Raw genomic sequence first — 22,024 nt, 5'->3', positions numbered from 1 at the left:
GTCTTTGTGTTTGTGTATCCAGTGCCCCGCCACTCAGGCGCGGAACCTGCGTGCGACACCCACGGTGTGGGCGCCATTCTGCCCGGACAGCGTGACGTGCGGCGCACCCCGTGCACCGCTGTTGCGCAATGCCGCCAGTGCCAGCAACACCGGCCAGGCAGCGCTGGCAGCGAATACATGCTTGATGCTGTGTCCCGACACCCACTGCGCTGTGGCGTCAAACACCGCGTGATCGGCGGCCTCGAACAACTTGGCCACGGCATACAGGCCAATGACCGCGCCCAGGTGCACCGCCAGGGCGCCATCGCGCCGGGGCCAGCAAGCCAGTGCCAGCACCACCAGCATGCCGCCCAGTTGCACCACCGCCCAGGGCATCAGGTTGCCGGCGTGCGACCACCACAGCACGGCCAGCGGTCCGGCCAGCAGCATCGCGCCCGCCGTGGCCCACCCCGCCCGCTGGCTCACGCGGCTGGTCGCCGCCAGCCCCAACAGGCCCGCAAAAGGCAGCACCATGCCCAACCGGTCCCACAGCAGGCCTGCGTCCTGCGGTTGCCAGTGGTACACGCCCGAGCCCATGGCCGTGCACACCAACCCCACGAAAAACAGCATGACCATCGCGTGGGATGTGTGGTCCAGAGCGCCGGCGGCCAGACGGCGCAATGCCCGCAAGCCCCACACCCCTGCGATGGCGAGCGGCAGATTGCTCAGCACATCCATCGCACAAGGAATACCCCACAGCGCCCGCTGATCGGCAAAACCGTGCTGGTGCACGCTGGCAGGCAACACCGGCCCGAACACGGCCAGCGCCAGCAACGCGACCACGCCCAGCAGCAGGCCCGCTTCAGCGTGCGTCACGGGCTTGTGGCGCCGGGTGGGGAGAGAAATCAGAAAGGTCATGGTCTTCGCATCCGCAGGGTTGGGCAGTGAATGCGGCGCAGTGTGCGCAGCCCACGCCACGTCACCACCAAAAAGTCGCACCGATTGCCGCCAAAGACACCCTCGGTATTGATAATCGATACCCATGAGCACCACAGCCGACCTCGTTCTCGCCCTGAAAAAAGAACTCAAGACCGCCCAGATGACCTACGCCGACCTGGCGCAGGCCCTGGGCATGGCCGAGTCCAGCGTCAAGCGCATGCTGGCCAAGGGCGACATGCCGCTGTCGCGCATCGACGCGATCTGCCGCGCGCTGGCGCTGGACTTTGCCGACCTCGCACGCCGCGTGGCCGAAAACCAGCCCCTGCTCAAGGAGCTGACGCAGGAGCAGGAGCGCGCCGTGGTCGCCGACAAGAAGCTGCTGCTGATGGCCATTTGCGTGCTGAGCCAGTGGACGCTGGAGCAGGTGACCACCACCTACCGCCTGTCCGAGGCCGAGGGCATCAAGTACTTGGCGCAACTCGACCGCATCGGCATCATCGAGCTGCGGCCACTGAACCGCTACCGATTGAAGCTCGCCAAGACCTTCCGCTGGCGGCCCCACGGCCCGGTGATGAACTACTTTCGCGAGCACGCGCTGCTCGACTACTTTTCCGGCGGCTTCGACGGCGCTGGCGAAGGTGTGCTGCTGGTGCACGGCACCATCAGCCGGGGCCTGGCGCCTGCCTTCATGGAGCGCATGCAGCGCGTGGCGCAGGACTTTGCGCAACAGCATCTTGCCGATCAGAAGCTGCCACCGCGGGAGCTGGAGGGCTACACGCTGCTCTTGGCCATGCGCAGCTGGGAGTTCGAAGCGTTCACGGGGATGAGGAGGCTGCCCCTTTAAGCCACTGCGTGGCTGTCCTCAGTGAGGGAACGACGCGGCGTTAGGGCGTTTGGCTTGCCGTCGCTTGTTTGAGATTGGGCGATGCAATAGGGTTGTGTGTCATTTGCTAGTTTATTGATAGCAATAAATGCTTACACAACAAGCGCTAGCGGCTAAAAATACTTAATTTTTGATGTTTGTGGCCGACTCCACATCGTCAAAAGTAAAAGAAACTTGACATGGATATCGCCGCGGCACGACAATTTGTAAAGCAAACTTTACTTCTTGAGGCCCGCATGAACGAACTTCCCCCTCCCCTGGAACAAATCAGCTACCTGGCCAAGGTGCTCGCCGGCCTGCTCGTGGTGATCTTGCTGGGCCTCGCCAGCCTGGAGCTCGCGCACCTGCCGCTGGCGTCGGGCCGGTGGGCGGCGGGGCTGCTGGCGGCAGCGTGTGGTCTGTTGGCGTGGCTGGGCTATCGCCGCTACCGGCAGCTGGACGAACTGCAGCGCCAGATGCATGGCCGCGCCTGCCAATGGGCGGTGGGGCTGGTGCTGGCCATGCTGCTGGTGGTGTCCGCGGTACAGGCCTTGGGCATGGCCCCTGCCGTGCACCCGCTGGCCGTGGCCGCCGGGCTGATCGCCGCCTGGGGCCTGGGTCTGTGCATCACCCACCACCGGGTGAGCTGAGCATGGCCCGCGTGTTGGTGACCGGCGCGGCCGGATACCTGGCGTCGTGGATCGTGAAGCTGCTGCTGGAGCAGGGCCACACGGTGCACGGCACGGTGCGCAGCCTGAAGGACGAGCGCAAGGTCGCGCACCTGCAGCGCCTGGCGCAAGCGCATCCAGGCCAGCTCATGTTGTTTGAGGCCGACCTGCTCAGTGCGCAGGGCTTTGACGCTGCGATGCAGGGTTGCATCGCGGTGCTGCACACCGCTTCGCCCTACAAGCTGGGGCCCTCGGCCGACCCCGAGCGCGAGCTCATCGCCCCCGCTGTGACGGGCACGCGCCACGTGCTGGATGCGGCCAATCGCGCGGCGAGCGTGGAGCGTGTGGTCATCACCAGCAGTATCGTGGCGATGTTCGGCGACAGCGACGAGCTGCAATCCCGCCCGGGGCATGTGCTCAACGAAAAGGACACCAACCGCACGTCGACCGCGCAAGGCAATCCCTACGCGCTCTCCAAGACGCGCGCCGAGGCCCTGGCCTGGGATCTGCAGGCACGGCAAAAACGCTGGTCGCTGGTGAGCGTGCATCCAGGTGCGATCTTCGGCCCCTCGCTGTCGCAGCGCGACGATGCCACCAGCGTGCAGCTGCTGCGCCAGTTTCTGGACGGGTCCTTCCGCCAGGGCGTGCCGCCGCTGTGGCTGGGCACGGTGGATGTGCGCGACGTGGCCCAGGCGCACGTCAGCGCCGCGCTGCAGCCGGCAGCCTCGGGCCGCTACCTGGTGGTGGGCGAAAGCCTGCGCCTGCTGGAGATCGCGCAGCGCCTGCGCCAGAGCCACCCGGACCGCAGCGCCAAGCTGCCCACCAAAGAGGTGCCCCGATGGCTGATGTGGCTCATCGCGCCCATGGCCGGCATGACGCGCAGCTACGTGCGCCATAACGTGGGTCATCCGCTGCAGTTCGACACCGCACGCAGCCAGGCCGAGTTGGGCGTCCGCTACCGGCCGGCCAGCGCCACGCTGGGCGAGCACGTGGCGCAGCTGGTGGCCGATGGCCTGGCGCCGGACTGAGGCAACCCGCATGCACAACCACGTCAAAGCCCTGCGGCAAGACCGCGGGATGACCCAACAAGCCCTGGCCGACGCGCTGGGTGTGAGCCGCCAGACCGTGCACTCGATCGAAGCGGGCAAATACGACCCCAGCCTGCCCCTGGCCTTCAAGATCGCCACCGTGCTCGGGCGGACCATCGAGCAGGTGTTTGTGCCCGACGACTGAGCCGCAGCCCAGCGCACAGGCGAAGGTGTCTGCACCTTCGTCGGGCCCATCCTTCGATACCCATTGACGCTTTAATGAAAATTCACTATTCTTTAAATCATTGATTCAACGATTTTAAAGATACCAAAGTGAAAACCACCCGCCAACAGCAAGACGCCACCCGCCGCCAGATCGTGGCCAGCGCGGTGGACCTCATGACCCGCCAGGGCTTCGACGGCACGACGATGAAAGACATCGCGCGCGCCGCCGGCATCGGCGACGCCACGATCTACAAATACTTCCCCACCAAGGACCGCATCGTGCTGGGCTACCTGGACGACGTGGCCCACCAGGCGCTGGCCGACACGCTGCAGACGCCGGGATTTGCGGGCTATCAGCTGCAGGAGAAGCTCCAGCGCCTGACCGACGCGGTGCTGGAGCGCCTGCTGGCCGACCGCGAATTTGTGGCCCAGGTGCGCAGCCTGGCGCGGCGCTCGCCGCTGTCGATGCTGGCAGAGCCCCTGGCGGCACGGCAAAGCCTGCGCGAGGCCGTCGCCAGCTTTCTGGAAGCCGCCGAGGCCAGTGGCGAGATCGAGCCCTGCGACTTCAAGGGCCTGGCGGGCGGGCTGTACACCGACTACCTGGCCGGTGTGGTGACGTATTGGCTGGCCGATACCTCAGATGAATTTGCCGACACCACGCAGCTGGTGGACCTGTCGCTGGGTGTGCTGGTGCAGGCGCTGCGCGGTGGGCTCGTCAACCGCGTGCTGCAGTTGGGCGGCTTTGTGCTGCGCAGCCAGATGGCCCGCATGGTGCAGCACAGCAGCGGCCTGATGGGCATGCTGCAGTTGGCCAAGCAGGCCATGGCCGGCGCACCGCCCGGCCCAGCCCCCGCCTACACGGCAACGGCTGAACCATCCCCCTCGCCGGAGCGTTCAGCACCGCCGCACGCGCCGCGCAAACCCCGCGCTGCCAGCCCGGCAACCGCTGCAAAGCCAGCGGCCACGCCACGCAAGAGGAAGTCCGCATGAACACCGCCCACACCGTGCGCGAGATCCAGGTGCCCGCAGGCACTGTCATCCATGCAACCTTGCATGACGCGGATTTTTTTGACGCCTTCACAACGACCGACCCTCGCCCCGCCACCAGCGCATTGCAGACCTGGCTAGACGTCTTGGCCAGGACACCGCGGTGGACGGAGCAACTTCTGGCCGTGCGCAACAAGCTGGTGCGGCTGATGGGTCTCAAGGACGTGGGGCAGTTGCAGGACGTGCATCCGCTTGCCAGCGGAGCCTCCCCGACCAATACGCGCAGCTACCGCGTCGGAGACCGCGTGGGCATCTTCCTGATTCGCCATCTGAGCGACACCGAGGTGGTGATGGGACAGGACGACAAACACCTGGATGTGCAGGTCTCGCTGACCAAACACGGGCAGCCGGGCAGCGCCCCCACGGTCGTCATCAGCACCGTGGTGCATATCCACAACACGCTGGGCCATGCCTATATGGCCGTCATCACGCCGTTTCACCGCCGCATCGTGCAGGCCATGCTGCAGCAGCTGGCCCTTTCAAACCATGGCGCGCGCTGACGCGCCCCGCACCGGCCGCCTGGCGCGCGGCACCATCACGGGCTTGGCCGCGGCGCGCATCGGCATGGCCCAGCTGGGGCACCGTGTGCGCACGCCGTCAGCCCAGGCGCAGGCCGACCACGAGGCCGCCCTGGGCCGTATCCTTTTTGGCGCTCTGGGGCAGCTGCGGGGCTCGGCGCTCAAGGTGTCGCAGCTGCTCAGCATGCACCCGGGCCTGCTGCCCGACGGCGTGCGGCAGGAGCTGGCGCGCGCCCACCACCAGGCACCGCCGCTCAACCGCGCGCTGGTGGGACGCGTGTTCCGCCAGGCTTTCGGGCAGGAGCCCGAGGCGCTGTTTGACCAGTTCGATCCCACAGCCTTCGCCGCCGCCAGCCTGGGCCAGGTGCACCGCGCTCAACTGGCGGGCCACGGCACGGTGGCCGTCAAGGTGCAGTACCCCGGCATCGCCGCCACCATTGCCAGCGACATGCAACTGATGCGCACTGCACTGCGCGCCCTGGCCCACACCGACATGCCCCTGCCCGCCAACACCGTGGTGGACAGCGTGATGACCGAGATCGAAGCCACACTGCTGCGCGAGGTGGACTACCTGCAGGAGGCCGAGCAACTGCAATGGTTTGCGCAGCACGCGGCTTTGCCCGGCGTGGTGCTCGCGCAGCCCATCCTGTCGCACACACGGGCCCAGGTGCTCACGCAACAGTTCCTGCCGGGCCAGCACCTGCAGGCCTGGCTGGCCACGCAACCCACACAGCAGCAACGCGACCTGGCCGGACAGCACCTGTGGGACTGGTTCATGCATTGCATCTTTGTGCTGGGCCGGGTGCATGCCGATCCGCACCCTGGCAACTTTCTGTTCGCGCCCGATGGCACGGTGGGCGTGCTCGACTTTGGCTGCACCCGCAGCCTCTCTGGCGGTTTTCTGGCGCAGGTGACACAGGCGTGGTCCGCACTGCTGCGCCCTCCCACCGACCCACAGCGAGACGCACTGGTGCTGCAGGCCTACCAGGCACTCGGACTCGTCAATGCCAGCCTCACCGTGCCGGCCTACACCGCCGAACTCGCGCCCGCACTGGCTGACATGCAGGCCTGGCAGATGGAGCCCTTCACGCAACCGGTTTTCGATTTTGGCGTCAAGACGCCGCCACCCATCACCGCCGGACGGCACCAGCGCGTGCTGGGCGAGCACCTGGTGCAGGTGCCCGGCGAGATGCCTGCGTTCGAGCGCATGTGGATGGGCCTCATGCACCTGCTTACGGGGCTGGGCGCACGGGTCCACACGCATTGCCCCGCCCTTCTTTCTTCATAGGAACCCACCCACATGACCACCCTGACCTCCCCCTCCCCTCGCTCCACGGCCATACCGCTTCGCAACCGCTGGAAGGGCCGGTGGATGCTGGCCGTGGCGCTGCTGCACACGCTGTATGCCACCGTCGTGTTTCCGACCCAGCTGCAAGAGATCGTGCGGCGCGGCGTTTTCAACAGCGTGCAAAAAGACCCGGCCGTGGGCGCCGTGGTCTGGTTTGTACTGTTCGGCGTGTTGTTCGCGTTGCTGGGCTGGGCCATGTTGCTGATCGAACGCAATGCAGCCCTGGCGCCCGTTCCTTTGCGCGGGCTGGGTGCCGGGTTGCTGGCTCTCACGGCGCTGGGCATTGTGCTCATGCCCACATCGGGTTTCTGGCTGGCGCTGCCGCCCGCGCTGGCCCTGTGCTGGCCCCCAAAGCGTTGAAGGCAACGAAGACGGGTCGATGCGCCGCGTCTGCACCTTCTACAGCCATCCTGATTGACTTGAAAACTGTTCATGAATACTCCGCTGGTACTGGCAGCCGGGGGCCTCGCCCTGGTGGGTGTTGCGCACTCGGTGCTGGGTGAATTCCTCGTGTTTCGCGCTCTGCGCACGCAGGGCATCGTGCCCACCGGAGGGCGGCCCGTACTGCACGAGCGGCAGGTGCGCATCCTCTGGGGCACCTGGCACCTGGCCACCGTGTTGGGGTGGGCCCTGAGCGCCCTGCTGTGGCGCCTGGGGACCGTGCCAGGAGATACCAACCTGGGGGCCTGGGTGGCTGATGTGGCGGGGCTGGCCACCCTGGTCAGCGGATTGCTGGTGTTCTATGCCACCGACGGCAGGCACCCGGCCTGGTTTGCCTTGCTGGTGGTGGCCGCACTGGTGTGGTGGCGCTGAGGGCACCCTCGGCAAGGCACGGGGTGGGCCGTCTGGAGTGTGAGAAAAATCACGGAAACCCCTGTCGACACCGCTGCAGGAAACACAACTTCACAAGACTTCGCAATTCGCCTACACCGTCTTGACGCAGCGTCTGCACCATGAAGTCTCCGGTTCCGCAAGGAATCATTTTGAGGAGACCATCATGGCCCGCAATGCACTCGCCGCTGTTTCTATCGCCCTGCTGTCGCTGGGTGCCGCTACGGTGGCGCAGGCACAGACCAGCGCCACCGTTGTTATCCAGTCGGGACAACCCCACCACTACCAAGCGCCCGCGCCCATGGTGGTGCAATACGGCCCGCCACCACCACCCCGCTATGAAGTGGTGCCCCGCCCCCGCCGGGACATGGTGTGGGTGCCCGGGTACTGGGATTGGCGTGGCCACCGCCACGTCTGGGTCCAGGGCCACTGGATGAAGGCCCGCCCTGGCTACTACTACCGCGAACCCCGTTGGGTGGAATATGGCGGCCGCTGGGAAATGCGCCCAGGTGGCTGGGATCGGGATGGAGACGGCATCCCCAACCGCTATGACCGCGACCGGGATGGCGACGGAATTCCCAACCGCTATGACCGCGATCACCACGACCGAGACCGCGATGGCGTGTCCAACCGCCACGACCGGGACCGCGACGGCGACGGTGTGCCGAACCGCCACGATCGCCGTCCAGACAACCCGTACCGCAACTGACGGAGGGGTGAAGGCCGGGGGCGGCCCGGGAAGACCCGGGTGAAGCCGCACTCTTCGCCTACGGCTGACCCCGCTCAGCGCCTACGTGGCGCAGCGCGCCGAACCGCCACCATGCACAGACCGATTCCGCAAGGAACATTAGGAGATCACCATGACCCGCCAGACATTCACTGCAGCCGCCCTCGCCCTGATGGCACTGCTGCCCCTTGCACCCGCGCACTCTGCACCGCAAGGCACCGTCATCATTCAATCGGGTCAGCCAGAACGTGGATACCAATCCACGCAGAACTACCAGGTGATTCCCGCCCCCCCACCCCCACGGCATGAAGCCGTGCCACGCCCACGGCGCGGACAGGTGTGGGAAGAAGGGCATTGGGAATGGCGTGGCAACCGCCACCGCTGGGTCCGGGGCCACTGGGTGCAAGCACGCCATGGCCACCAGTACCGCCAGCCCCAGTGGGTGGAGCGTGAAGGCCGCTGGGAAATGCAACGCGGTGGCTGGGACCGGGACGGTGATGGCGTTGCCAACCGCAACGACCGCGACCGCGATGGCGACGGCGTATCCAATCGCCGCGACAGCCAGCCCGACAACCCGCGTCGCAACTGATGGCGCTGGGGGAGCCTAGCGCTCCTCGCCTGTCACACCAGATGAACCTCGGCGCGTCCGAGGCCTGGAAACTCAGCCACCACCACCGCACCCGGCGCCACCAACGCAGCCCACCCAGGCTGCGCGCGCCTTCGTTGGCCAGCCACACCAGCAGCCCGAGCGGATCGCCCGCCGCGTTGCCCCAGGTGGCGTGTTGCACGGCCACCATCCCGTTCACTGACAAGCTCACCGCTTGCGCCAGAGGCTTCACCGCCGCCACATCGGCCACCCCCGCACCCACGATCAGTGCGCCATGGCAGGCCTGGTCGGCCAGGCGGCTCCATTCGCCCTGCAGCCCCCAGGCCGCGAACCGCGTATCACACACCTCAATGGCGGCGCGCACCGAGGTCACGGCAGCCAGCACCTCGACCGCACTGTAGGGCGTGGAGCGGGCTGGCAAATCGGCACCCAGCTCGTACACCAGCTCGGCCTCGACCCCCATCACGGCGAACCCTGCAGCAGACAAATGCACCGCCTGCACGGTTTGCGCCACAAACACCGAATCACGGGTGAGCGCTGCCCGCGTGGGTTGGGCCTGGGGCGACGCGGCGCCCACCTTCCAGCCTGCAATCTCCCCCCGCTCGCGCACCACGATGTCTTGCACGGCATAGGCCTCGGTCGCATCGCGCGGGCGCAGCGCTGCGGGCAAATCGAGCGGCCGGGGGGTGCGCCCCTGGCGGGCCATGGTGATGACGGCCGCGCTGGCAAAGGGATCGAAAGCGGTGTCGGGCATAGGGAAAGCGTCCTGGGCTGGGTCAAGTCGCTGGATTATGGCGACCTGCCACCTCCTACCATCAGCAACGATTGCCACCCATTAGCCGGCAAAAACACTTTGCCGCCGCCCGTGCCCTCCTAGAATGGGCCCCGCAGGAGAGCACGGTAGGCCACACGCCCGCCGCTGCACCGAAGGCGCAAACTCCCATACACGCTCAGGTCCCGTACTGCACCATTCATCAAAGCCGTCTGGAGAGCCGCCACGGGCACACCGTGGCGCACCGAAGGAGCAAACCGCGCGCCATGTGGGCTGTGTGGTGAATCTCTCAGGTACCAAGGACAGGGGGAGCGGCAGCTTGGCGGACGCGCGCCAACTGCTTGCTATATAAAAAATAGCTACTAACGCACGTCCATCAAGCGCTGAACCCTTAAAAGGCTTCAAAAATGCGCGTGATTGTTTTGGGTGCCGGCTTGCTCGGCGTGACTTCGGCTTATTTCCTGCAACAGCTCGGCCACGAAGTGACCGTCATTGACCGCCAGGGAGCCCCCGGCGCCGAAACCAGCTTTGCCAACGGTGGGCAGATCTCGGTCAGCCACGCCGAACCCTGGGCCAACCCCAGCGCGCCGCTCAAGGTGCTGCAGTGGCTGGGCAAAGAAGACGCCCCCTTGCTGTTTCGCCTGCGCGCCGACATGCGGCAGTGGCTCTGGGGCCTGGCCTTTCTGCGCAATTGCACGCCGGCGCGCACGCGCCACAACATCGAGCAGATCGTGAGCCTGGGCACCTACAGCCGCAGCGTGCTGCAGCAGTTGCGTGCAGCCACCGGCATCCAGTACGACCAGCGCACGCAAGGCATCCTGCACTTCTACACCAACGCGAAAGAGTTCGATGGCGCCCTGGCCCCGGCCGAGCAGATGCGCGCCCTGGGCTGCGAGCGCCAGGTCATCAGCGCCGACGAGGCCGTGCGCATCGAGCCAGCGCTGGCCCACATCCGCCCGCAGCTGGCAGGCGCCACCTTCACGGCCGAGGACGAATCGGGCGATGCCAACCAGTTCACGCGCGAGCTGGCCAAACTGTGCGAGGCGGCGGGTGTGCAGTTCCGTCTGGGCCACCACATCACGGCGCTGCGCGAGGCAGGCGGCAACATCGACCATGTGGAAGTGACCAACGCCGAGGGCCGCTTCGAGCGCGTGCAGGGCGAAGCCTTCGTGCTGGCCATGGGCTCGTTCAGCCCGCTGCTGGCGCAGCCGCTGGGCATCCACCTGCCGATCTACCCAGCCAAGGGCTATTCGGTGACCATGCCGGTCAAGGACGCGTCCAAGGCGCACCAGGTGAGCCTCACGGACGACGAGTTCAAGCTCGTGTTCTCGCGCTACACCAGCCAGCAGGGTGATCGTTTGCGCATTGCCGGCACCGCTGAATTGAACGGCTACGACCGCCACCTGAACCAGGTGCGCTGCGACGCCATCGTGCGCCGCGTGGAGCAGCTTTTTCCTGGCGCAGGCGACGCGAGCCAGGCCCAGTTCTGGACCGGCCTGCGCCCCGCCACGCCCAGCAATGTGCCGCTGATCGGCAAGACGAAGCTCGCCAACCTGTTCCTCAACACCGGCCACGGCACGCTGGGCTGGACGCACGCCTGCGGCTCGGGCCAGGCGCTGGCCGACATCGTGAGCGGGCGCGCGCCGCAGGTGGATTTCGACTTCCAGGGGCTGGAACGCGACCGGCGGCCGGCCGCGCTGCTGCCCTCGCGCACGACGGCCTGAACCGGCGGCCCGGCGTTATGGGGCCGCGCCCGTGGCCTGGGCCACGAAGGCGGCCACGGCCAACATGTCCTTTTCGCTCATGCGCTCGGCATACGAGGGCATCGCGCCGATGCCCGCCTTCAACGCCCGCAGCACGCGGCCCGCATCGGGCTTGAGTTCATCCAGCACCGGGCCGACCTGTCCCTCGGCGCCCGCAGCCTGCAGCGTGTGGCACACGGCGCAGGCGGGCTGGATCTTGGTGAACAGCTCCTTGCCGCGCGCCAGTTCGGCAGGGTCGGCGGCCCAGCTGGCACCCGCCCACAATAACGCCACCCCCACCAGCAAGCCACACCCCGGCACCCGATGCCGTCCGACAGCGGCACGCACCCACGCCAGTGCCACGGTGGAACTGGCTTTGCCAGGCCACGGCTGGCGTCCCCCCTCCGGGGGGACGGCGCAAAGCGCCTCAGGGAGGAACAAGGTCATGCCACGGTCAACGTGACGGCATGGTCGCGCCAGCTGGCGTTGTTGTAGCCGCCCAGGTTTTCCTCGCGCTGCTCGGCCTGCACGTTGCCCGCCGTGTCGGTGGCGCGGCTGGCCAGCACCTGCGTGCCGGCCTCCAGGCGCACCGGCAGTGCAAACTGCCGCCAGGCAAAGGGGCCCAGGTCCGGTCCGATGAGTTTGGCCGCCTGCCAAGTCTTGCCACCATCGGCCGAGACCTCTACCCCCTTGATGCCCCGCGTACCCCCAAAGGCCACGCCGTGCACCTGCACCTGGCCCGCCTTGAGCGGGCCCTTGTCGGGCAGGGGGCCGTTGATCCAGGACTTGACGCCCATCTCCCACACCGAAGGCTGGTCCGGGCTGGCCTTGGAGCCGGGGGGCGACATGCGGTAGCCGTGCGACATGATGCGCGCCTGCGACTGCGCACTGGCGAAGGCCACGCGCTTGACGTACTTGATGTTGTTCACGCCCTGGTAGCCCGGAACCACCAGCCGCAGCGGCCCACCGTGCGCCAGGGACAAGGGCTCGCCATTCATCTCCCAGGCCAGCAACGCGTCGTCCAGCGCTTTCACGGGGACCGAGCGCTCTACCAGCACAGACAGCGGGTCCACACCCTCTGGCAGTTTTTCGCCACCGGTGCCCGTGAGGTAGGCCGCGCCGTCGGCGAGCCCGCCCAGCGCAGCCACCACGTTGCGCAGCGGCACGCCGCTCCAGACCACACAACCCGCAGCGCCCACGGACCAGGGCGTGCCACTGGGCTTGCTGGGGAAAAAGCCCCGTCCATTGCCCGAGCATTGCAGCACCGTGGCCACGGTCTCGACGCCCAGGGTTCTGAGTTCGGCCAGCGTCAGGCTGCGTGGGTTCTTCACCCCTTCGATGGCGACGCTCCAGGCATCGCGGTTGTCCAGGATGGCCGCATCAGGCGCGGGCAGGTTGTTGCGCACGTACAGCTGGTTCGACGGGGTGATGACGCTGGTGCCGAACGCGGAGCGCCGGGTTTCCAGGGTGCTGCTGCTGTGCACGATCAGCGCGTCCGGAGATTTCCATCCCGCATAGGCGGGCAGCGGCTTGGCAGGGCTCGTGGCCTGCTGCGCCCTGGCAGTGCCAGCCCATCCGGCCAGGCCCAGCGCGCTCAGGGCTGCGGCACTTCCGGCCAGCATGTGGCGGCGTGGCAGGGTCATGGAATCTTTCATGGAAACGTCTCCAGATAATGTGGGTGAACAAACGGTTTTCTCCCCGCCCTCGCCTGACAGGGGCATGCCGGGGCGGGCCCAGCCCGCATTCTGTGCGGCAGCCTTTACCGTGGCGCGCAATGCGTCGTTAACAAAAGTAACAAACACAAAACATCGGAAACATTCGTACACAGGTACGAAGGCCGTGGGCATATTCGCGCTTTGTTTTGGGGGGGAGGAAAGCGCAATGAACACAAACAGGAAACCCACCGGCGGCAAATGGGGAGTGCTGCTTTTCCTTTGGCTGAGCTCCAGCGCGGTGCAGGCCCAGCTGACGGCCATCGTGGCCGTGGAGCCCACCGCCCGCAAGGCGGCGCATTCCATCCTGCGCACCTCCGCCGAGTCCGGTCTGTCCAAGGCCGCTGGCCAGACGGTGGCGCTGACCACCAGCGACGAGTTGGCGGATGTGATGCGTGCGACGCGCAGTGCGGGCTACGACATCTTCATTGGCCCGGCCCAGGTGGCCGCATCCGCGCTGCAACGCGGCTATGAGCTGGTGGGCGCCACGCACAAATCGGACCGATACCTGCTGGTCGGGCTGCAGCAGATCGCAGCGGTGCCCGCGATGAAGGGCCGAAGGCTCTACTTGCCCCAGCAGGATTCGCTGTACACGTACATGGCGCGCGGCATGCTCAACGAGGCCGGGCTGTCGTTCCAGGAACTGCGCGCCGTGCAATACGAGAAGTTCCCCCAGGCGGGCCTCACGGCCCTGACGCTGGGTACGGCCGACGCCACCGTGGTGCGGGAGGACGACTGGGCAGAATGGTCTGCGGCACACCCGGGCATCGCGCGCGTGCTGGCCACATCGCAGCCCGTGCCGGGCGGGTTTTCCATTGTGGTGAAGAAAGATCTGTCTGCTGATGCGCGCAACAAGCTGGCCCAGTGGTTCAGTGCATCGTCCTCCGCCAGCGGCCTGCCGCCGGTGTCTGTGCGCCCGGAGGCTGTGGAATACCGCCGCGTTGCCGAGCTGGGCCTCTTCACGCCCACCAGCCTGCCGGGCGTGAACCGTATCACCGCGCGCGAGGCACAGAATCTGCAGGCGCAGGGCGCCACGCTGGTGGACACGCGCACCGAGAAGGAATTCAAGGCCAAGCGCATCCGGGGCGCCGTGTTTGCCGCGTATGTGGAAAAGAGCCTCAAGGACGTGGCCTTCAATGCGGCCCAGGACGATTTCCAGGCACTGGACAAGCTCCAGAGCCTGGACAAGGCCAAGCCCGTGATTTTTGCCTGCAACGGTGCCGAATGCTGGAAGTCCAAAGAACCTGCTCGCGATCTCTCAGGGGTCGCGCAGTGGCCTTGGCGGGATGGTGTGCTAGGCGCGGTGCGCAGTGGATAGCCCGGCTATCCACAAGCGCCGCAACGCCGCAGACCGCCCGCCAAGACCACTGCCCGAAGGGTTGGAGCGAAATCGGGCGATTGGACGCCCCGGCTGCTTGCATGGGCATGAGCCCATGCGGCGCACCCGAAGCATCCACTCATCCCGATTGCGCTCCAACGCGATCCCCTGCGAGATCGTGAGCAAGTTCTTAAAGCTGCCAAGGTGGCCGCCGCCAAGGGGTTCAAGTCGGTGTACTGGCTGCGCGGAGGACTGCCCGAGTGGGACGAAACCGGTCTGCCCACCGAAGGTGGCTAGGAGCCTGCGCAAGGCCTCTGGCCCCTGTCCTTACAATTGGTCGCTTCTCAACACCCAAGGGCGCGCAAGGCGCCCTTTGTATGGAAATAGCAATACTGTTCGCCCTCATCTTCCTCAACGGCCTGTTTGCCATGTCAGAGATCGCTCTGGTCACGGCCCGCAAAGCCCGGTTGCAAAAGCTGATTGATGAGGGCGATAGCGGCGCCGCCGCCGCCGTGAAGCTGGGCGAAGACCCCACGCGTTTTCTGTCCACCATCCAGATCGGCATCACGTCCATCGGTGTCTTGAACGGTATCGTGGGCGAGGCCGCGCTGGCCGCACCGCTGGCTGCGTGGCTTGAATCGCTGGGCGTGCCCCTGCCCTATGGGGGCTATGCGGCCACCGGGCTGGTGGTGGTGCTGATCACGTATTTCTCCATCGTGGTGGGTGAACTGGTGCCCAAGCGCATCGGCCAGTCCTACCCCGAAACCTTTGCCCGCCTGGTCGCACGGCCCATCAACTTTCTCGCGCTGGCCACCAAGCCTTTTGTGCTGCTGCTGTCCACCTCCACCCGCACGCTGCTGCGCCTGATGGGTGTGAAGGAAACCAGCGGCAGCCCCGTGACGGAAGAAGAAATCCACGCCATGCTGGTCGAGGGCACGACGGCCGGGGTGATCGAATCGCACGAGCACACCATGGTGCGCAATGTGTTCCGGCTGGACGACCGCCAGATCGGCTCGCTGATGCTGCCGCGCGGCGACGTGGTGTGCCTGGACGTCGATGCTCCGTTTGAAGAGAATCTGGCGCGCATCGAGGAGTCGGACCACGCGCGGTTTCCGGTGGTGCGCGGAGGAATGGACAACATCCTGGGCGTGATCAATGCCCGCCAGTGGCTGGCCCGCGCGCTGCGCGACCGCAGCCAGACCCTGGCCGATCAGACGCTGCAGGCCGTGCTGTACGTGCCCGAAACCATCACCGGCATGGAGCTGCTGGACAACTTCCGGCTGCAGGACGTGCACATGGCGTTTGTCATCGACGAGTACGGCGAGGTGCAGGGCATCGTCACGCTGCAGGACCTGATCGAGGCCATCACCGGCGAGTTCCAGCCGCGCGACCCCGAGACCTCGTGGGCGCTGCAGCGCGAGGACGGCAGCTGGCTGCTGGACGGCCACATCCCGGTGCCCGAGCTGAAAGACCGGCTGAACCTGGACTCCGTGCCCGAGGAAGAACGCGGCCGCTACCACACCCTCAGCGGCATGATCATGTTGCTGACCGGGCGCCTGCCCAAGGTGACCGACGCAGTGCAATGGGAAGACTGGAAGCTCGAAGTGGTGGACATGGACGGCAAGACCATCGACAAGATCCTCGCCACACGCCTGACGCCCGAGGAAAAGGCCGAGGCCGAGGACAGCCCGGTGGCCTGATCGCGACGGCCCTATTCGCCGTTCACAAAAACGGTCAGCACCCCGGTGTAGCCGTACAGATGGTGGTGCGCAATTTCACCCCCGGCAAAAAAGCCGGCCAGCGGCACATCGCCCAGCGCGTGGCGCACGATCTGCAGCTCGGCACTGGACCCGCCAAAATGGGGGCCGCCCCGGCCCGAGCAGCTCACATAGATCGCCCCGCAGATGCGCCGCCCGGTCTGGGGCAGAGCGCTGGTGCCCCGCGCCGCAGCCCCCGGTGCCGCGGCCAGATCGCCCAGGGTGTCTGACGACACCATCGGCGCAGGCTCCAGCTCCTCGGGTTCCAGCTCCTCGCGAATCTCGGCGCAGATCCGCATCAGGTCGGCGCGCGCCGCTGCCACATTGCGCTGGCAGAACGCCAGGTGCATGCCTGCCTCCACGTGGTCGGCCAGCGCCACGCCCCGGCGGCTGCCATCGAGCCCCACGATGTGGCGCACGCGCGTATCGGTGCCGAAGTGGCCCGTGCGGCGCTGGCCCTGAGGCTGCTCGCCCGCGCTGACCAACCCGGCCAGAGTGGCGCGCACCTTGCGCAGCGCGGGCTGGGGGTCTCCACTGTCCAGCGAGACCTGCAGCGTATCGAGCAGCACATCCAGCGCGGGCTCGCCATCCAGCGCCAGAACGACGTTGTCCTGCGCGGCGGTGATGGTGCGCAGCGCGCCCACGGGCTGGCAGCCCTGCGTGACGCGCGACACCAGCGCCACCCCCGCGCCAAACGCCACGCCCGACAAGCCGCCGTCAAACACCCCGCTGGCGCCGCCCTGCCCGGCCATGTTGCCGTCGCCACCCACTGCAAACTGTACGTTGCTCGTGCGGCTGGCGGACAGGCCACCAAACAGGTAGCCGGTGTCGGTGCGTGCGGCCATCTCGGCCAGCAATTCGGTCAGTTCGGGGGTGCGGCCGTCGGCATGCACCAGCGCCGTGTGGGCCACAAAGCCTGCGCCCGGGTGCGGCGCGTGCGTGGGCAGCGGTGCCACGCCGGAGAACACACGGTACTGGTCGGCCGGCACATCCAGCAGCATGACCGACAGCGCCGGCTCGTCAAAGTATTCGGCATTGTTGGCCGACACGCCCACACCCACGGTACCGGTCCAGTCCGTCACCTCGGGCAGCTCGCCACTCAGGTAGTCGAGCAGCGCCTGGGCTTCGTTGCCGTAGTGGTCGGTGACGTAAAGCAGGCCCAGGGTGGGTGCCGAAGCGTATTCGGGCAGCGCCATCTGGGCGCGCAATTGCGCCAGCACCAGCGCGGCGGCCATGCGCCACTGGGGGTGGGTGGCGTGGCCGGAAGGGAAAAGTTTCATGGGGTGGATCTCCATGCCAGGGCGGTGGTGGGCCGATGTTGCGCCCACTTGCGGGTTGTTGCCACACCCGCCCGCGTTGGCGTCAGCCCGCTCGCTTGCGGGCCGCTGGGCTGCGGGTGCTGCTGCTGGCTTTTTTGGCGGCGGGTTTCGCCGTGGTTTTGCGGGCCGCAGGCTTCGGGGTGGCGGTGGTCTTTTTGGTGGCGCCCGGTGCAGCGGCACGCTTGGCGCCGCCCTGCATGGTCTGCATGCCCTTGGCGGCGAATTGGGTGGCCATGCCGGTGGCCGTCTTGAGGGCTTCCTTGGCGAGGCCCGTGGCCATGTTCTTGGTGGTGTCGATGGCGGTCTGCTTGGCCGCGTCCTTCATGGCGTTGGCGGCGATCTGCTGGAACTGGCCGGTGAGCGCGCCCCACCACTGCATAGGGTCCACCACGGTGGGCGCGGCGGCGGCGGCCGATGCCTTGCTGCCCTTCGCCTTGGCCTCGGCAGGCTGGGCGGCGGGCTCGGCTTCCTCGCGCTCGTCTTCTTCTGCTTCTTCGGCAGCGCTCGCGCGGCCCGTGACACGGGCGGCAGCCCCAGCGATGGCGCCCGCCGCGCCGCTCACGGTGTCGGCGGCTTTCTGCACACCGCTCATCACGGTGTCGGCGGTTTTGAGCTTGAAGGCATTGGCCACGTCGCCCATGCTGAAGTTCATGCCCTTGAGCGTGGCCAGGGTCATCTTCTGCACCTCCAGCGCCTGGATGGTGGCGGCCAGCGCGCGCGAGTTCTGTTCCAGCCAGAACTGCACGGCCTTGAGTTCGTCGATGCGCTTTTCGAGTTCTTCGACGCTGATGGTAGGCGCCACCCAGTTGCTGAGGTTGGGCAACTGCGGAATGCTGTTGGACGCCCCTTTGGCCAGGCTCTGCAAAAAGTCAAAACCTGGGACAAGTTTGCCGAAACCGAAATTCGATGTGTCGCTCATGGCCGCTCCGCAAGAGGTGGACGAGGGTGATCTGTGGTGGAGGCACAGCTTACTCCAATGCGTTGCGCCCGCGAAGGCGCTGCGGCGGCGGGAACCTCAGTGTTTATGCCCATCCATCATGCCGCCCGCAGTGGCACCACCGGGTGCCGCCGTGCCCACAGGCACCGTCAGGTTGAGCTTGCTTTCCGCACCCTTGGCATCCTGGAACACCAGGGTGATGGGCACCGAGCTGTCCTTCGCCAGGGGCGCCTTCAGGTCCAGCAGCATGACGTGGTAACCACCGGGCTTGAGCTCCACGGTCTTGCCCGCGGGCAGATCGAGCGTGGGCACGGCGCGCATCTTCATGATGTCGCCTTCCATCTTCATCTCGTGCACTTCGGTGATGCCAGCGGCGGGCGATTCGGCGCGCACCAGGCGGGCGCCGTCCTTGGCGGTGAGGCGCATGAAGGCGCCCGTGGCCTTCTGGCCCTGCACGCTGGCACGGGCCCAGGCGCCTTCGACCTTGACGGCGGCGGTCTGGGCCCATGCGGGGGCGCTGGCCAGTGCTGCGGCCAGTGTGGAAACGAGGGCGGCGCGGTGAAGCAGTTTTTTCATGATGGATGTCTTTCGAATGTCTGGAGGAAATGGGGTGAAGCAGGCGCGGGGCGGACCTGACTGTCAATGATTGTGCGCACCACCGCCGCCCGTGGGCAGAATCTCCAGCGCTGCCGCAGGGGACTTCAGGTCCGACAGCCTCTGGCCCGCCTTGGGCACGTCAGTCCAGTCGTTCTTGCCTTCGGCGCAGGCCTGGCGCACGGGCCAGTACACGGTGCCAGCCTGCTCCGGCGCCTGGGCCACGAGCACGAACTCATCGTAATGGGCGCTTTGCAGCATGTCGTCCGGCGTCTTGGCCGTCCAGGTGATGCGCACCACGTCTTCGGTGATGCTGCGGCCGTGGCTGGTGTACGGCTGTGCGAGTTTTTCGCGCTGTACCTCCAGCGTCCAACCGGGCTTGGGCATGGGGCGCGCGCCGCGCATGCCGGCCGGGATGTCCACCGCGACCTGCCGCGTGGGCGACGCGCCGCAGCCGTGGCCGACCTTGAAGCTCGCCTTGTAGCTGGCGCCTGCCGGGGCCACCTGGTATTCGAGCACCACATGGGCGGATGCAGAGCCAAAAAGGCCTCCAGCGCTTAATAGTAAAGCGGTGGCAGCTATATTTTTCATAGTGTTTGATTTCATACTCAGACCTTGCGTTTCAACGATTCATTGCCTTCAACACTGGCGCGCCCGAGGCGAGCGCCACCGCGGAACCGGCTTCGCCGGGCCGCTGGAGGCGTCCCCCTTGGGGGAAGCGGCGCAAGCCGCTCAGGGGGTTACTTTCAATTCAGCCAGGTAGGTGCGCTGCGGGTAGGGGTGGAAGTTCCAGAACCGGTAGTTGTTGAGGTTGTCGATACCGACCGCGGCGCTCACCTGCTTGGTGATCTGGTAGCGCACGCGCACATCGGTAGTGAAGTAGCGGCTCGCGCCCTGGTAGGCAAAGCCGTTCACGTCAGTGTTGTCCAGCGTGCTGTACTGCTTGCCGCTGTAGCGCGCGCCCAGCGTGTATGACCACTTGTCATCCGGCCGGTACGTGGCCACGGCGCTCGCGCGCCACTCGGGGATGCGCGGCTGCCACTTGCCCACGCTGACCGGGAACTTGTCGTTGCGCGTGATCTTGGAATCCGTCCAGGTCAGGCTGCTGCCCAGCTCCAGCCCGCGCACGAAGACGTTGGCGGCCTGGTACGAAAGCTCCAGCCCCTTGGTGCGGATGGCGTCCACGTTCTGCACGTTGGTCACGTTGGGCGTGACGAGCACATTGGTCTGGGAGTACAGGGCGTCTTTCGTGCGCTCAGAGAAGGCCGTCAGGCGCAGCAAACCGTTGCCCATGTCCCGCTCTGCGGTCAGCTCGGTGGTCCAGCTCTTTTCGGGTTTCAGGTTCGGGTCGTTGTTGATGAGCGTGCCGCTGCCGTTGATGCCGCCCTGGTACAGCTCGGCCACGGTGGGCATGCGCACGGCGCGGCCGGTGGAGGCTTTCAGCACCCACAGGTCGTTGGCCTGGTAGGCCACCGCAGCCTTGGGCGAGAGGTAGGTTTCGTTGCGCTCGGCGTGGCTCACCGTGGTGGTGGCGTTGCCGGTCTGGCCGTTGCTTGCGCTCCAGCGCTCGGCGCGGGCGCCCAGCACGGCCTTCCACTTCGGCGCGATCTTCCAGGTGTCTTGCGCCCACAGGCCCAGCAGTTGGGTGTCGCCGTTGAAGGCCTGGTTGCGGGCACCCACAGCGCCGTTGATCCAGTTCGTCGTGGCGTTCTCGATGGTGCGTAGCTGGTAGCTGTCGCGCTGCAGTCCAAAGTCCACGATGTGCGCGCCCAATACGCCATCGGGCCGCCAGGTGCCTTTGGCCGCCAGCGTGTTCCAGCCCGTGCCCTTGCTGTTGACGATGCGGCCTGCGCCACCACTCAAAGCGGCGGGCATCGCTACGGTAGCGGCGCGCAGGGTGTCGGTCTGGTAGTCATACAGGCTGGCGGCCACCTCCCAGTCGAACACGCCCTTGGTGTTGCTCTTGACCGAGAGCCCGTGCATGAAATGCGTGAGGCTTTCGTCGGAGACGTTGAAGTCTGTGGGCGCCAGCGCAAACGAGCGGCCATTGATGTTGACCGTGCCGCCGTACACCGCATTGCCGTTGGCATCGCGCAGGTAGCTGGTGGGGCGCCCTTCGGATTCGTTGTGCCACCAGCCCAGGGTGTAGGCCGCACGCACGGTGGGCGAGAAGTCGTAGGCGATCTTGGCCTTGATGTGGTCTTGCTGCGTGTGGTACTGCGTGGCCGTGCCCAGCAGGTACCAGGGCTGGTTGCTGCGGTTGTTGCCCGGCACGGCGCCCGTGACGGGCGTACCTGCGTTGCCCACGGTGCCCGCCGAGACGAGGCGGGTGGGAAAGGTGAGCGGCTGGCCTTCGCTGTCGGTCTTGTTGAAGTTGAGGAACCAGGACCAGTCACCGTTCTTGTTGCCAACGGATGCGCTGACCTGCTTGCCCGCGTAAGTGGCGTTGGTGCCGTACAGGTCAAATGGCTGGTGCTGGTAGCTGACCTTGCCGTGCACCTCGAACTTTGTGGGCATGCGTGTCACATAGTCCACCACGGCGCCCACCGAGTTGCCTGCATAGGCCGCCGAAAAGGGGCCGTAGAGCACGTCCACGCGTTCGATCTCCTCGGGCGTGACCAGCATCCAGCGCGGCGCGTTGGTGGGGCCGTTGCCCAGGTAGTTGCTCAGCAAGATGCCGTCGGCGAACACCATGGACCGCGCCGGGTTGCCCGTGCCCGAGGCGCGCGTGGACAACACGGCGTGGTTGTAGTCGCCGATGTAGCGCTTGCGCACCAGCAGGCTGGGCAGGTACTTGAGGGCGTCTTCGCTGTCGGTGGCGTTGATCGAATGCTCGATCTGCTCGCGCGTCACGCCCTCGATGGTGGTGGGGATCTGCGTGGGCAGCGAGGTGGGCTGGCCGCCTCGGATGGTGACCACGCCCAGCTCCTTGACGGGTGCGTTGGTGCTGTCTGCGGTCTGGGCCCACACGGGCATAGCCCAGGACAGGGTAAGGGGAAAGGCGCTGGCCACGGCCAGCGCCATGCGGCTTTTGCGCATGGGAACTCCTGAATTTCAAGCCAAATAGGCCGTCAGCGCTTATCTATCAAGCGCA

The 22,024-nt window shown here is 66.6% G+C and carries 23 protein-coding genes and 1 riboswitch; of the genes, 15 read left to right on the top strand and 8 right to left on the bottom strand.

Features of this window, described 5'->3' with window-relative positions; all coding sequences use genetic code 11:
• Positions 1-33: 33 nt before the first annotated feature.
• Complete coding sequence (locus tag ASE39_RS22740; protein ID WP_057272682.1) at positions 34-897, bottom strand: hypothetical protein; 864 nt, start codon at positions 895-897, stop codon at positions 34-36.
• 124 nt (positions 898-1,021) lie between these two features.
• Between ASE39_RS22740 and ASE39_RS22735 the strand changes: the two genes are divergently transcribed.
• The 13 genes from ASE39_RS22735 (at position 1,022) to ASE39_RS22680 (ending at position 11,275) form a co-directional block, all read left to right on the top strand.
• Positions 1,022-1,762 (top strand): helix-turn-helix transcriptional regulator, encoded by a 741-nt coding sequence (locus ASE39_RS22735; protein ID WP_057272621.1) that lies wholly within the window; start codon positions 1,022-1,024, stop codon positions 1,760-1,762.
• 275 nt (positions 1,763-2,037) lie between these two features.
• Entirely contained in the window at positions 2,038-2,430 is a 393-nt protein-coding gene (locus ASE39_RS22730) for a hypothetical protein (RefSeq protein ID WP_057272620.1), read from the top strand.
• Positions 2,431-2,432: 2 nt separating this feature from the next.
• On the top strand, positions 2,433-3,476 hold the full coding sequence (locus ASE39_RS22725; RefSeq protein WP_057272619.1) for an NAD-dependent epimerase/dehydratase family protein: 1,044 nt from the start codon (positions 2,433-2,435) through the stop codon (positions 3,474-3,476).
• 10 nt (positions 3,477-3,486) lie between these two features.
• Complete coding sequence (locus ASE39_RS22720) at positions 3,487-3,681, top strand: helix-turn-helix transcriptional regulator (protein ID WP_010466251.1); 195 nt, start codon at positions 3,487-3,489, stop codon at positions 3,679-3,681.
• A 128-nt stretch (positions 3,682-3,809) separates the two neighbouring features.
• Complete coding sequence (locus ASE39_RS22715; protein ID WP_057272618.1) at positions 3,810-4,691, top strand: TetR family transcriptional regulator; 882 nt, start codon at positions 3,810-3,812, stop codon at positions 4,689-4,691.
• Positions 4,688-5,248, top strand: coding sequence for a DUF2867 domain-containing protein (locus ASE39_RS22710; protein ID WP_057272617.1), 561 nt, complete (start codon positions 4,688-4,690; stop codon positions 5,246-5,248). The genes ASE39_RS22715 and ASE39_RS22710 overlap by 4 nt, the downstream gene beginning before the upstream one ends.
• Positions 5,235-6,554, top strand: coding sequence for an AarF/ABC1/UbiB kinase family protein (locus ASE39_RS22705; RefSeq protein WP_057272616.1), 1,320 nt, complete (start codon positions 5,235-5,237; stop codon positions 6,552-6,554). The genes ASE39_RS22710 and ASE39_RS22705 overlap by 14 nt, the downstream gene beginning before the upstream one ends.
• Positions 6,555-6,566: 12 nt before the next feature.
• Positions 6,567-6,974: a DUF6463 family protein gene (locus tag ASE39_RS22700; RefSeq protein WP_242421538.1), complete on the top strand. Its 408-nt coding sequence runs from the start codon at positions 6,567-6,569 to the stop codon at positions 6,972-6,974.
• 72 nt (positions 6,975-7,046) lie between these two features.
• Positions 7,047-7,427 (top strand): hypothetical protein, encoded by a 381-nt coding sequence (locus ASE39_RS22695; protein WP_057229897.1) that lies wholly within the window; start codon positions 7,047-7,049, stop codon positions 7,425-7,427.
• Positions 7,428-7,611: 184 nt separating this feature from the next.
• Positions 7,612-8,154, top strand: a complete 543-nt coding sequence (locus ASE39_RS22690; RefSeq protein WP_057272614.1) for a YXWGXW repeat-containing protein — start codon at positions 7,612-7,614, stop codon at positions 8,152-8,154.
• 151 nt (positions 8,155-8,305) lie between these two features.
• Positions 8,306-8,761 carry a YXWGXW repeat-containing protein gene (locus ASE39_RS26140; RefSeq protein ID WP_082615550.1) on the top strand — a complete coding sequence of 152 codons (456 nt, stop codon included), beginning with the start codon at positions 8,306-8,308 and terminating at the stop codon, positions 8,759-8,761.
• A gap of 41 nt (positions 8,762-8,802) precedes the next feature.
• Positions 8,803-9,180, top strand: a complete 378-nt coding sequence (locus tag ASE39_RS27220) for a hypothetical protein (RefSeq protein ID WP_242421536.1) — start codon at positions 8,803-8,805, stop codon at positions 9,178-9,180.
• Between the two features lie 573 nt (positions 9,181-9,753).
• Positions 9,754-9,867, top strand: a riboswitch (glycine riboswitch).
• Positions 9,868-9,958: 91 nt separating this feature from the next.
• Positions 9,959-11,275 carry a D-amino acid dehydrogenase gene (locus ASE39_RS22680; RefSeq protein ID WP_057272612.1) on the top strand — a complete coding sequence of 439 codons (1,317 nt, stop codon included), beginning with the start codon at positions 9,959-9,961 and terminating at the stop codon, positions 11,273-11,275.
• 15 nt (positions 11,276-11,290) lie between these two features.
• On the opposite strand, the gene ASE39_RS22675 is transcribed toward ASE39_RS22680, so the two are convergent.
• Together ASE39_RS22675 and ASE39_RS22670 are read right to left on the bottom strand one after the other, a co-directional pair.
• Positions 11,291-11,599: a cytochrome c gene (locus tag ASE39_RS22675; RefSeq protein WP_010466263.1), complete on the bottom strand. Its 309-nt coding sequence runs from the start codon at positions 11,597-11,599 to the stop codon at positions 11,291-11,293.
• Between the two features lie 137 nt (positions 11,600-11,736).
• Positions 11,737-12,948 (bottom strand): sulfite oxidase, encoded by a 1,212-nt coding sequence (locus ASE39_RS22670; protein ID WP_057229905.1) that lies wholly within the window; start codon positions 12,946-12,948, stop codon positions 11,737-11,739.
• Between the two features lie 226 nt (positions 12,949-13,174).
• On the opposite strand from ASE39_RS22670, the gene ASE39_RS22665 reads away from it, so the two are divergent.
• Both ASE39_RS22665 and ASE39_RS22660 read left to right on the top strand, forming a co-directional pair.
• Entirely contained in the window at positions 13,175-14,323 is a 1,149-nt protein-coding gene (locus tag ASE39_RS22665; protein ID WP_082615549.1) for a PhnD/SsuA/transferrin family substrate-binding protein, read from the top strand.
• A gap of 377 nt (positions 14,324-14,700) precedes the next feature.
• A complete protein-coding gene (locus ASE39_RS22660; RefSeq protein WP_057272611.1) occupies positions 14,701-16,023 on the top strand; it encodes a hemolysin family protein in 1,323 nt (440 codons plus the stop codon).
• Positions 16,024-16,034: 11 nt separating this feature from the next.
• On the opposite strand, the gene ASE39_RS22655 is transcribed toward ASE39_RS22660, so the two are convergent.
• The 5 genes from ASE39_RS22655 to ASE39_RS22635 form a co-directional block, all read right to left on the bottom strand.
• Complete coding sequence (locus tag ASE39_RS22655; protein WP_057272681.1) at positions 16,035-17,360, bottom strand: FIST N-terminal domain-containing protein; 1,326 nt, start codon at positions 17,358-17,360, stop codon at positions 16,035-16,037.
• Between the two features lie 82 nt (positions 17,361-17,442).
• Entirely contained in the window at positions 17,443-18,318 is an 876-nt protein-coding gene (locus tag ASE39_RS22650; protein WP_057272610.1) for a PhaM family polyhydroxyalkanoate granule multifunctional regulatory protein, read from the bottom strand.
• Positions 18,319-18,414: 96 nt separating this feature from the next.
• Complete coding sequence (locus ASE39_RS22645; RefSeq protein ID WP_057272609.1) at positions 18,415-18,912, bottom strand: copper chaperone PCu(A)C; 498 nt, start codon at positions 18,910-18,912, stop codon at positions 18,415-18,417.
• Positions 18,913-18,975: 63 nt separating this feature from the next.
• The gene (locus ASE39_RS22640; RefSeq protein WP_242421535.1) at positions 18,976-19,521 is read right to left on the bottom strand and encodes a YcnI family protein; all 546 of its coding nucleotides are present in this window, start codon (positions 19,519-19,521) and stop codon (positions 18,976-18,978) included.
• 141 nt (positions 19,522-19,662) lie between these two features.
• Positions 19,663-21,969: a TonB-dependent receptor gene (locus ASE39_RS22635; RefSeq protein ID WP_057272607.1), complete on the bottom strand. Its 2,307-nt coding sequence runs from the start codon at positions 21,967-21,969 to the stop codon at positions 19,663-19,665.
• Positions 21,970-22,024 lie beyond the last annotated feature (55 nt).

The organism is Acidovorax sp. Root267, assembly GCF_001429215.1.
In the GTDB taxonomy this organism is placed as follows: Bacteria; Pseudomonadota; Gammaproteobacteria; order Burkholderiales; family Burkholderiaceae_C; genus Acidovorax; species Acidovorax radicis.
The sequence above is the reverse complement of the archived record's forward strand: the minus strand, read 5'-3'. Positions and strand labels throughout refer to the sequence as shown.

What these genes read in the sequence shown, in the direction of transcription:
- ASE39_RS22680 (WP_057272612.1), top strand. Translation starts at nt 9,959, where the DNA reads ATGCGCGTGATTGTTTTGGGTGCCGGCTTGCTCGGCGTGACTTCGGCT.
- ASE39_RS22650 (WP_057272610.1), bottom strand. Translation starts at nt 18,318, where the DNA reads ATGAGCGACACATCGAATTTCGGTTTCGGCAAACTTGTCCCAGGTTTT.
- ASE39_RS22735 (WP_057272621.1), top strand. Translation starts at nt 1,022, where the DNA reads ATGAGCACCACAGCCGACCTCGTTCTCGCCCTGAAAAAAGAACTCAAG.
- ASE39_RS22705 (WP_057272616.1), top strand. Translation starts at nt 5,235, where the DNA reads ATGGCGCGCGCTGACGCGCCCCGCACCGGCCGCCTGGCGCGCGGCACC.
- ASE39_RS22690 (WP_057272614.1), top strand. Translation starts at nt 7,612, where the DNA reads ATGGCCCGCAATGCACTCGCCGCTGTTTCTATCGCCCTGCTGTCGCTG.
- ASE39_RS26140 (WP_082615550.1), top strand. Translation starts at nt 8,306, where the DNA reads ATGACCCGCCAGACATTCACTGCAGCCGCCCTCGCCCTGATGGCACTG.
- ASE39_RS22710 (WP_057272617.1), top strand. Translation starts at nt 4,688, where the DNA reads ATGAACACCGCCCACACCGTGCGCGAGATCCAGGTGCCCGCAGGCACT.
- ASE39_RS22655 (WP_057272681.1), bottom strand. Translation starts at nt 17,360, where the DNA reads ATGAAACTTTTCCCTTCCGGCCACGCCACCCACCCCCAGTGGCGCATG.
- ASE39_RS22695 (WP_057229897.1), top strand. Translation starts at nt 7,047, where the DNA reads ATGAATACTCCGCTGGTACTGGCAGCCGGGGGCCTCGCCCTGGTGGGT.
- ASE39_RS22640 (WP_242421535.1), bottom strand. Translation starts at nt 19,521, where the DNA reads ATGAAAAATATAGCTGCCACCGCTTTACTATTAAGCGCTGGAGGCCTT.
- ASE39_RS22700 (WP_242421538.1), top strand. Translation starts at nt 6,567, where the DNA reads ATGACCACCCTGACCTCCCCCTCCCCTCGCTCCACGGCCATACCGCTT.
- ASE39_RS22645 (WP_057272609.1), bottom strand. Translation starts at nt 18,912, where the DNA reads ATGAAAAAACTGCTTCACCGCGCCGCCCTCGTTTCCACACTGGCCGCA.
- ASE39_RS22665 (WP_082615549.1), top strand. Translation starts at nt 13,175, where the DNA reads ATGAACACAAACAGGAAACCCACCGGCGGCAAATGGGGAGTGCTGCTT.
- ASE39_RS22660 (WP_057272611.1), top strand. Translation starts at nt 14,701, where the DNA reads ATGGAAATAGCAATACTGTTCGCCCTCATCTTCCTCAACGGCCTGTTT.
- ASE39_RS22670 (WP_057229905.1), bottom strand. Translation starts at nt 12,948, where the DNA reads ATGAAAGATTCCATGACCCTGCCACGCCGCCACATGCTGGCCGGAAGT.
- ASE39_RS22730 (WP_057272620.1), top strand. Translation starts at nt 2,038, where the DNA reads ATGAACGAACTTCCCCCTCCCCTGGAACAAATCAGCTACCTGGCCAAG.
- ASE39_RS22720 (WP_010466251.1), top strand. Translation starts at nt 3,487, where the DNA reads ATGCACAACCACGTCAAAGCCCTGCGGCAAGACCGCGGGATGACCCAA.
- ASE39_RS22725 (WP_057272619.1), top strand. Translation starts at nt 2,433, where the DNA reads ATGGCCCGCGTGTTGGTGACCGGCGCGGCCGGATACCTGGCGTCGTGG.
- ASE39_RS27220 (WP_242421536.1), top strand. Translation starts at nt 8,803, where the DNA reads ATGAACCTCGGCGCGTCCGAGGCCTGGAAACTCAGCCACCACCACCGC.
- ASE39_RS22635 (WP_057272607.1), bottom strand. Translation starts at nt 21,969, where the DNA reads ATGCGCAAAAGCCGCATGGCGCTGGCCGTGGCCAGCGCCTTTCCCCTT.
- ASE39_RS22740 (WP_057272682.1), bottom strand. Translation starts at nt 897, where the DNA reads ATGACCTTTCTGATTTCTCTCCCCACCCGGCGCCACAAGCCCGTGACG.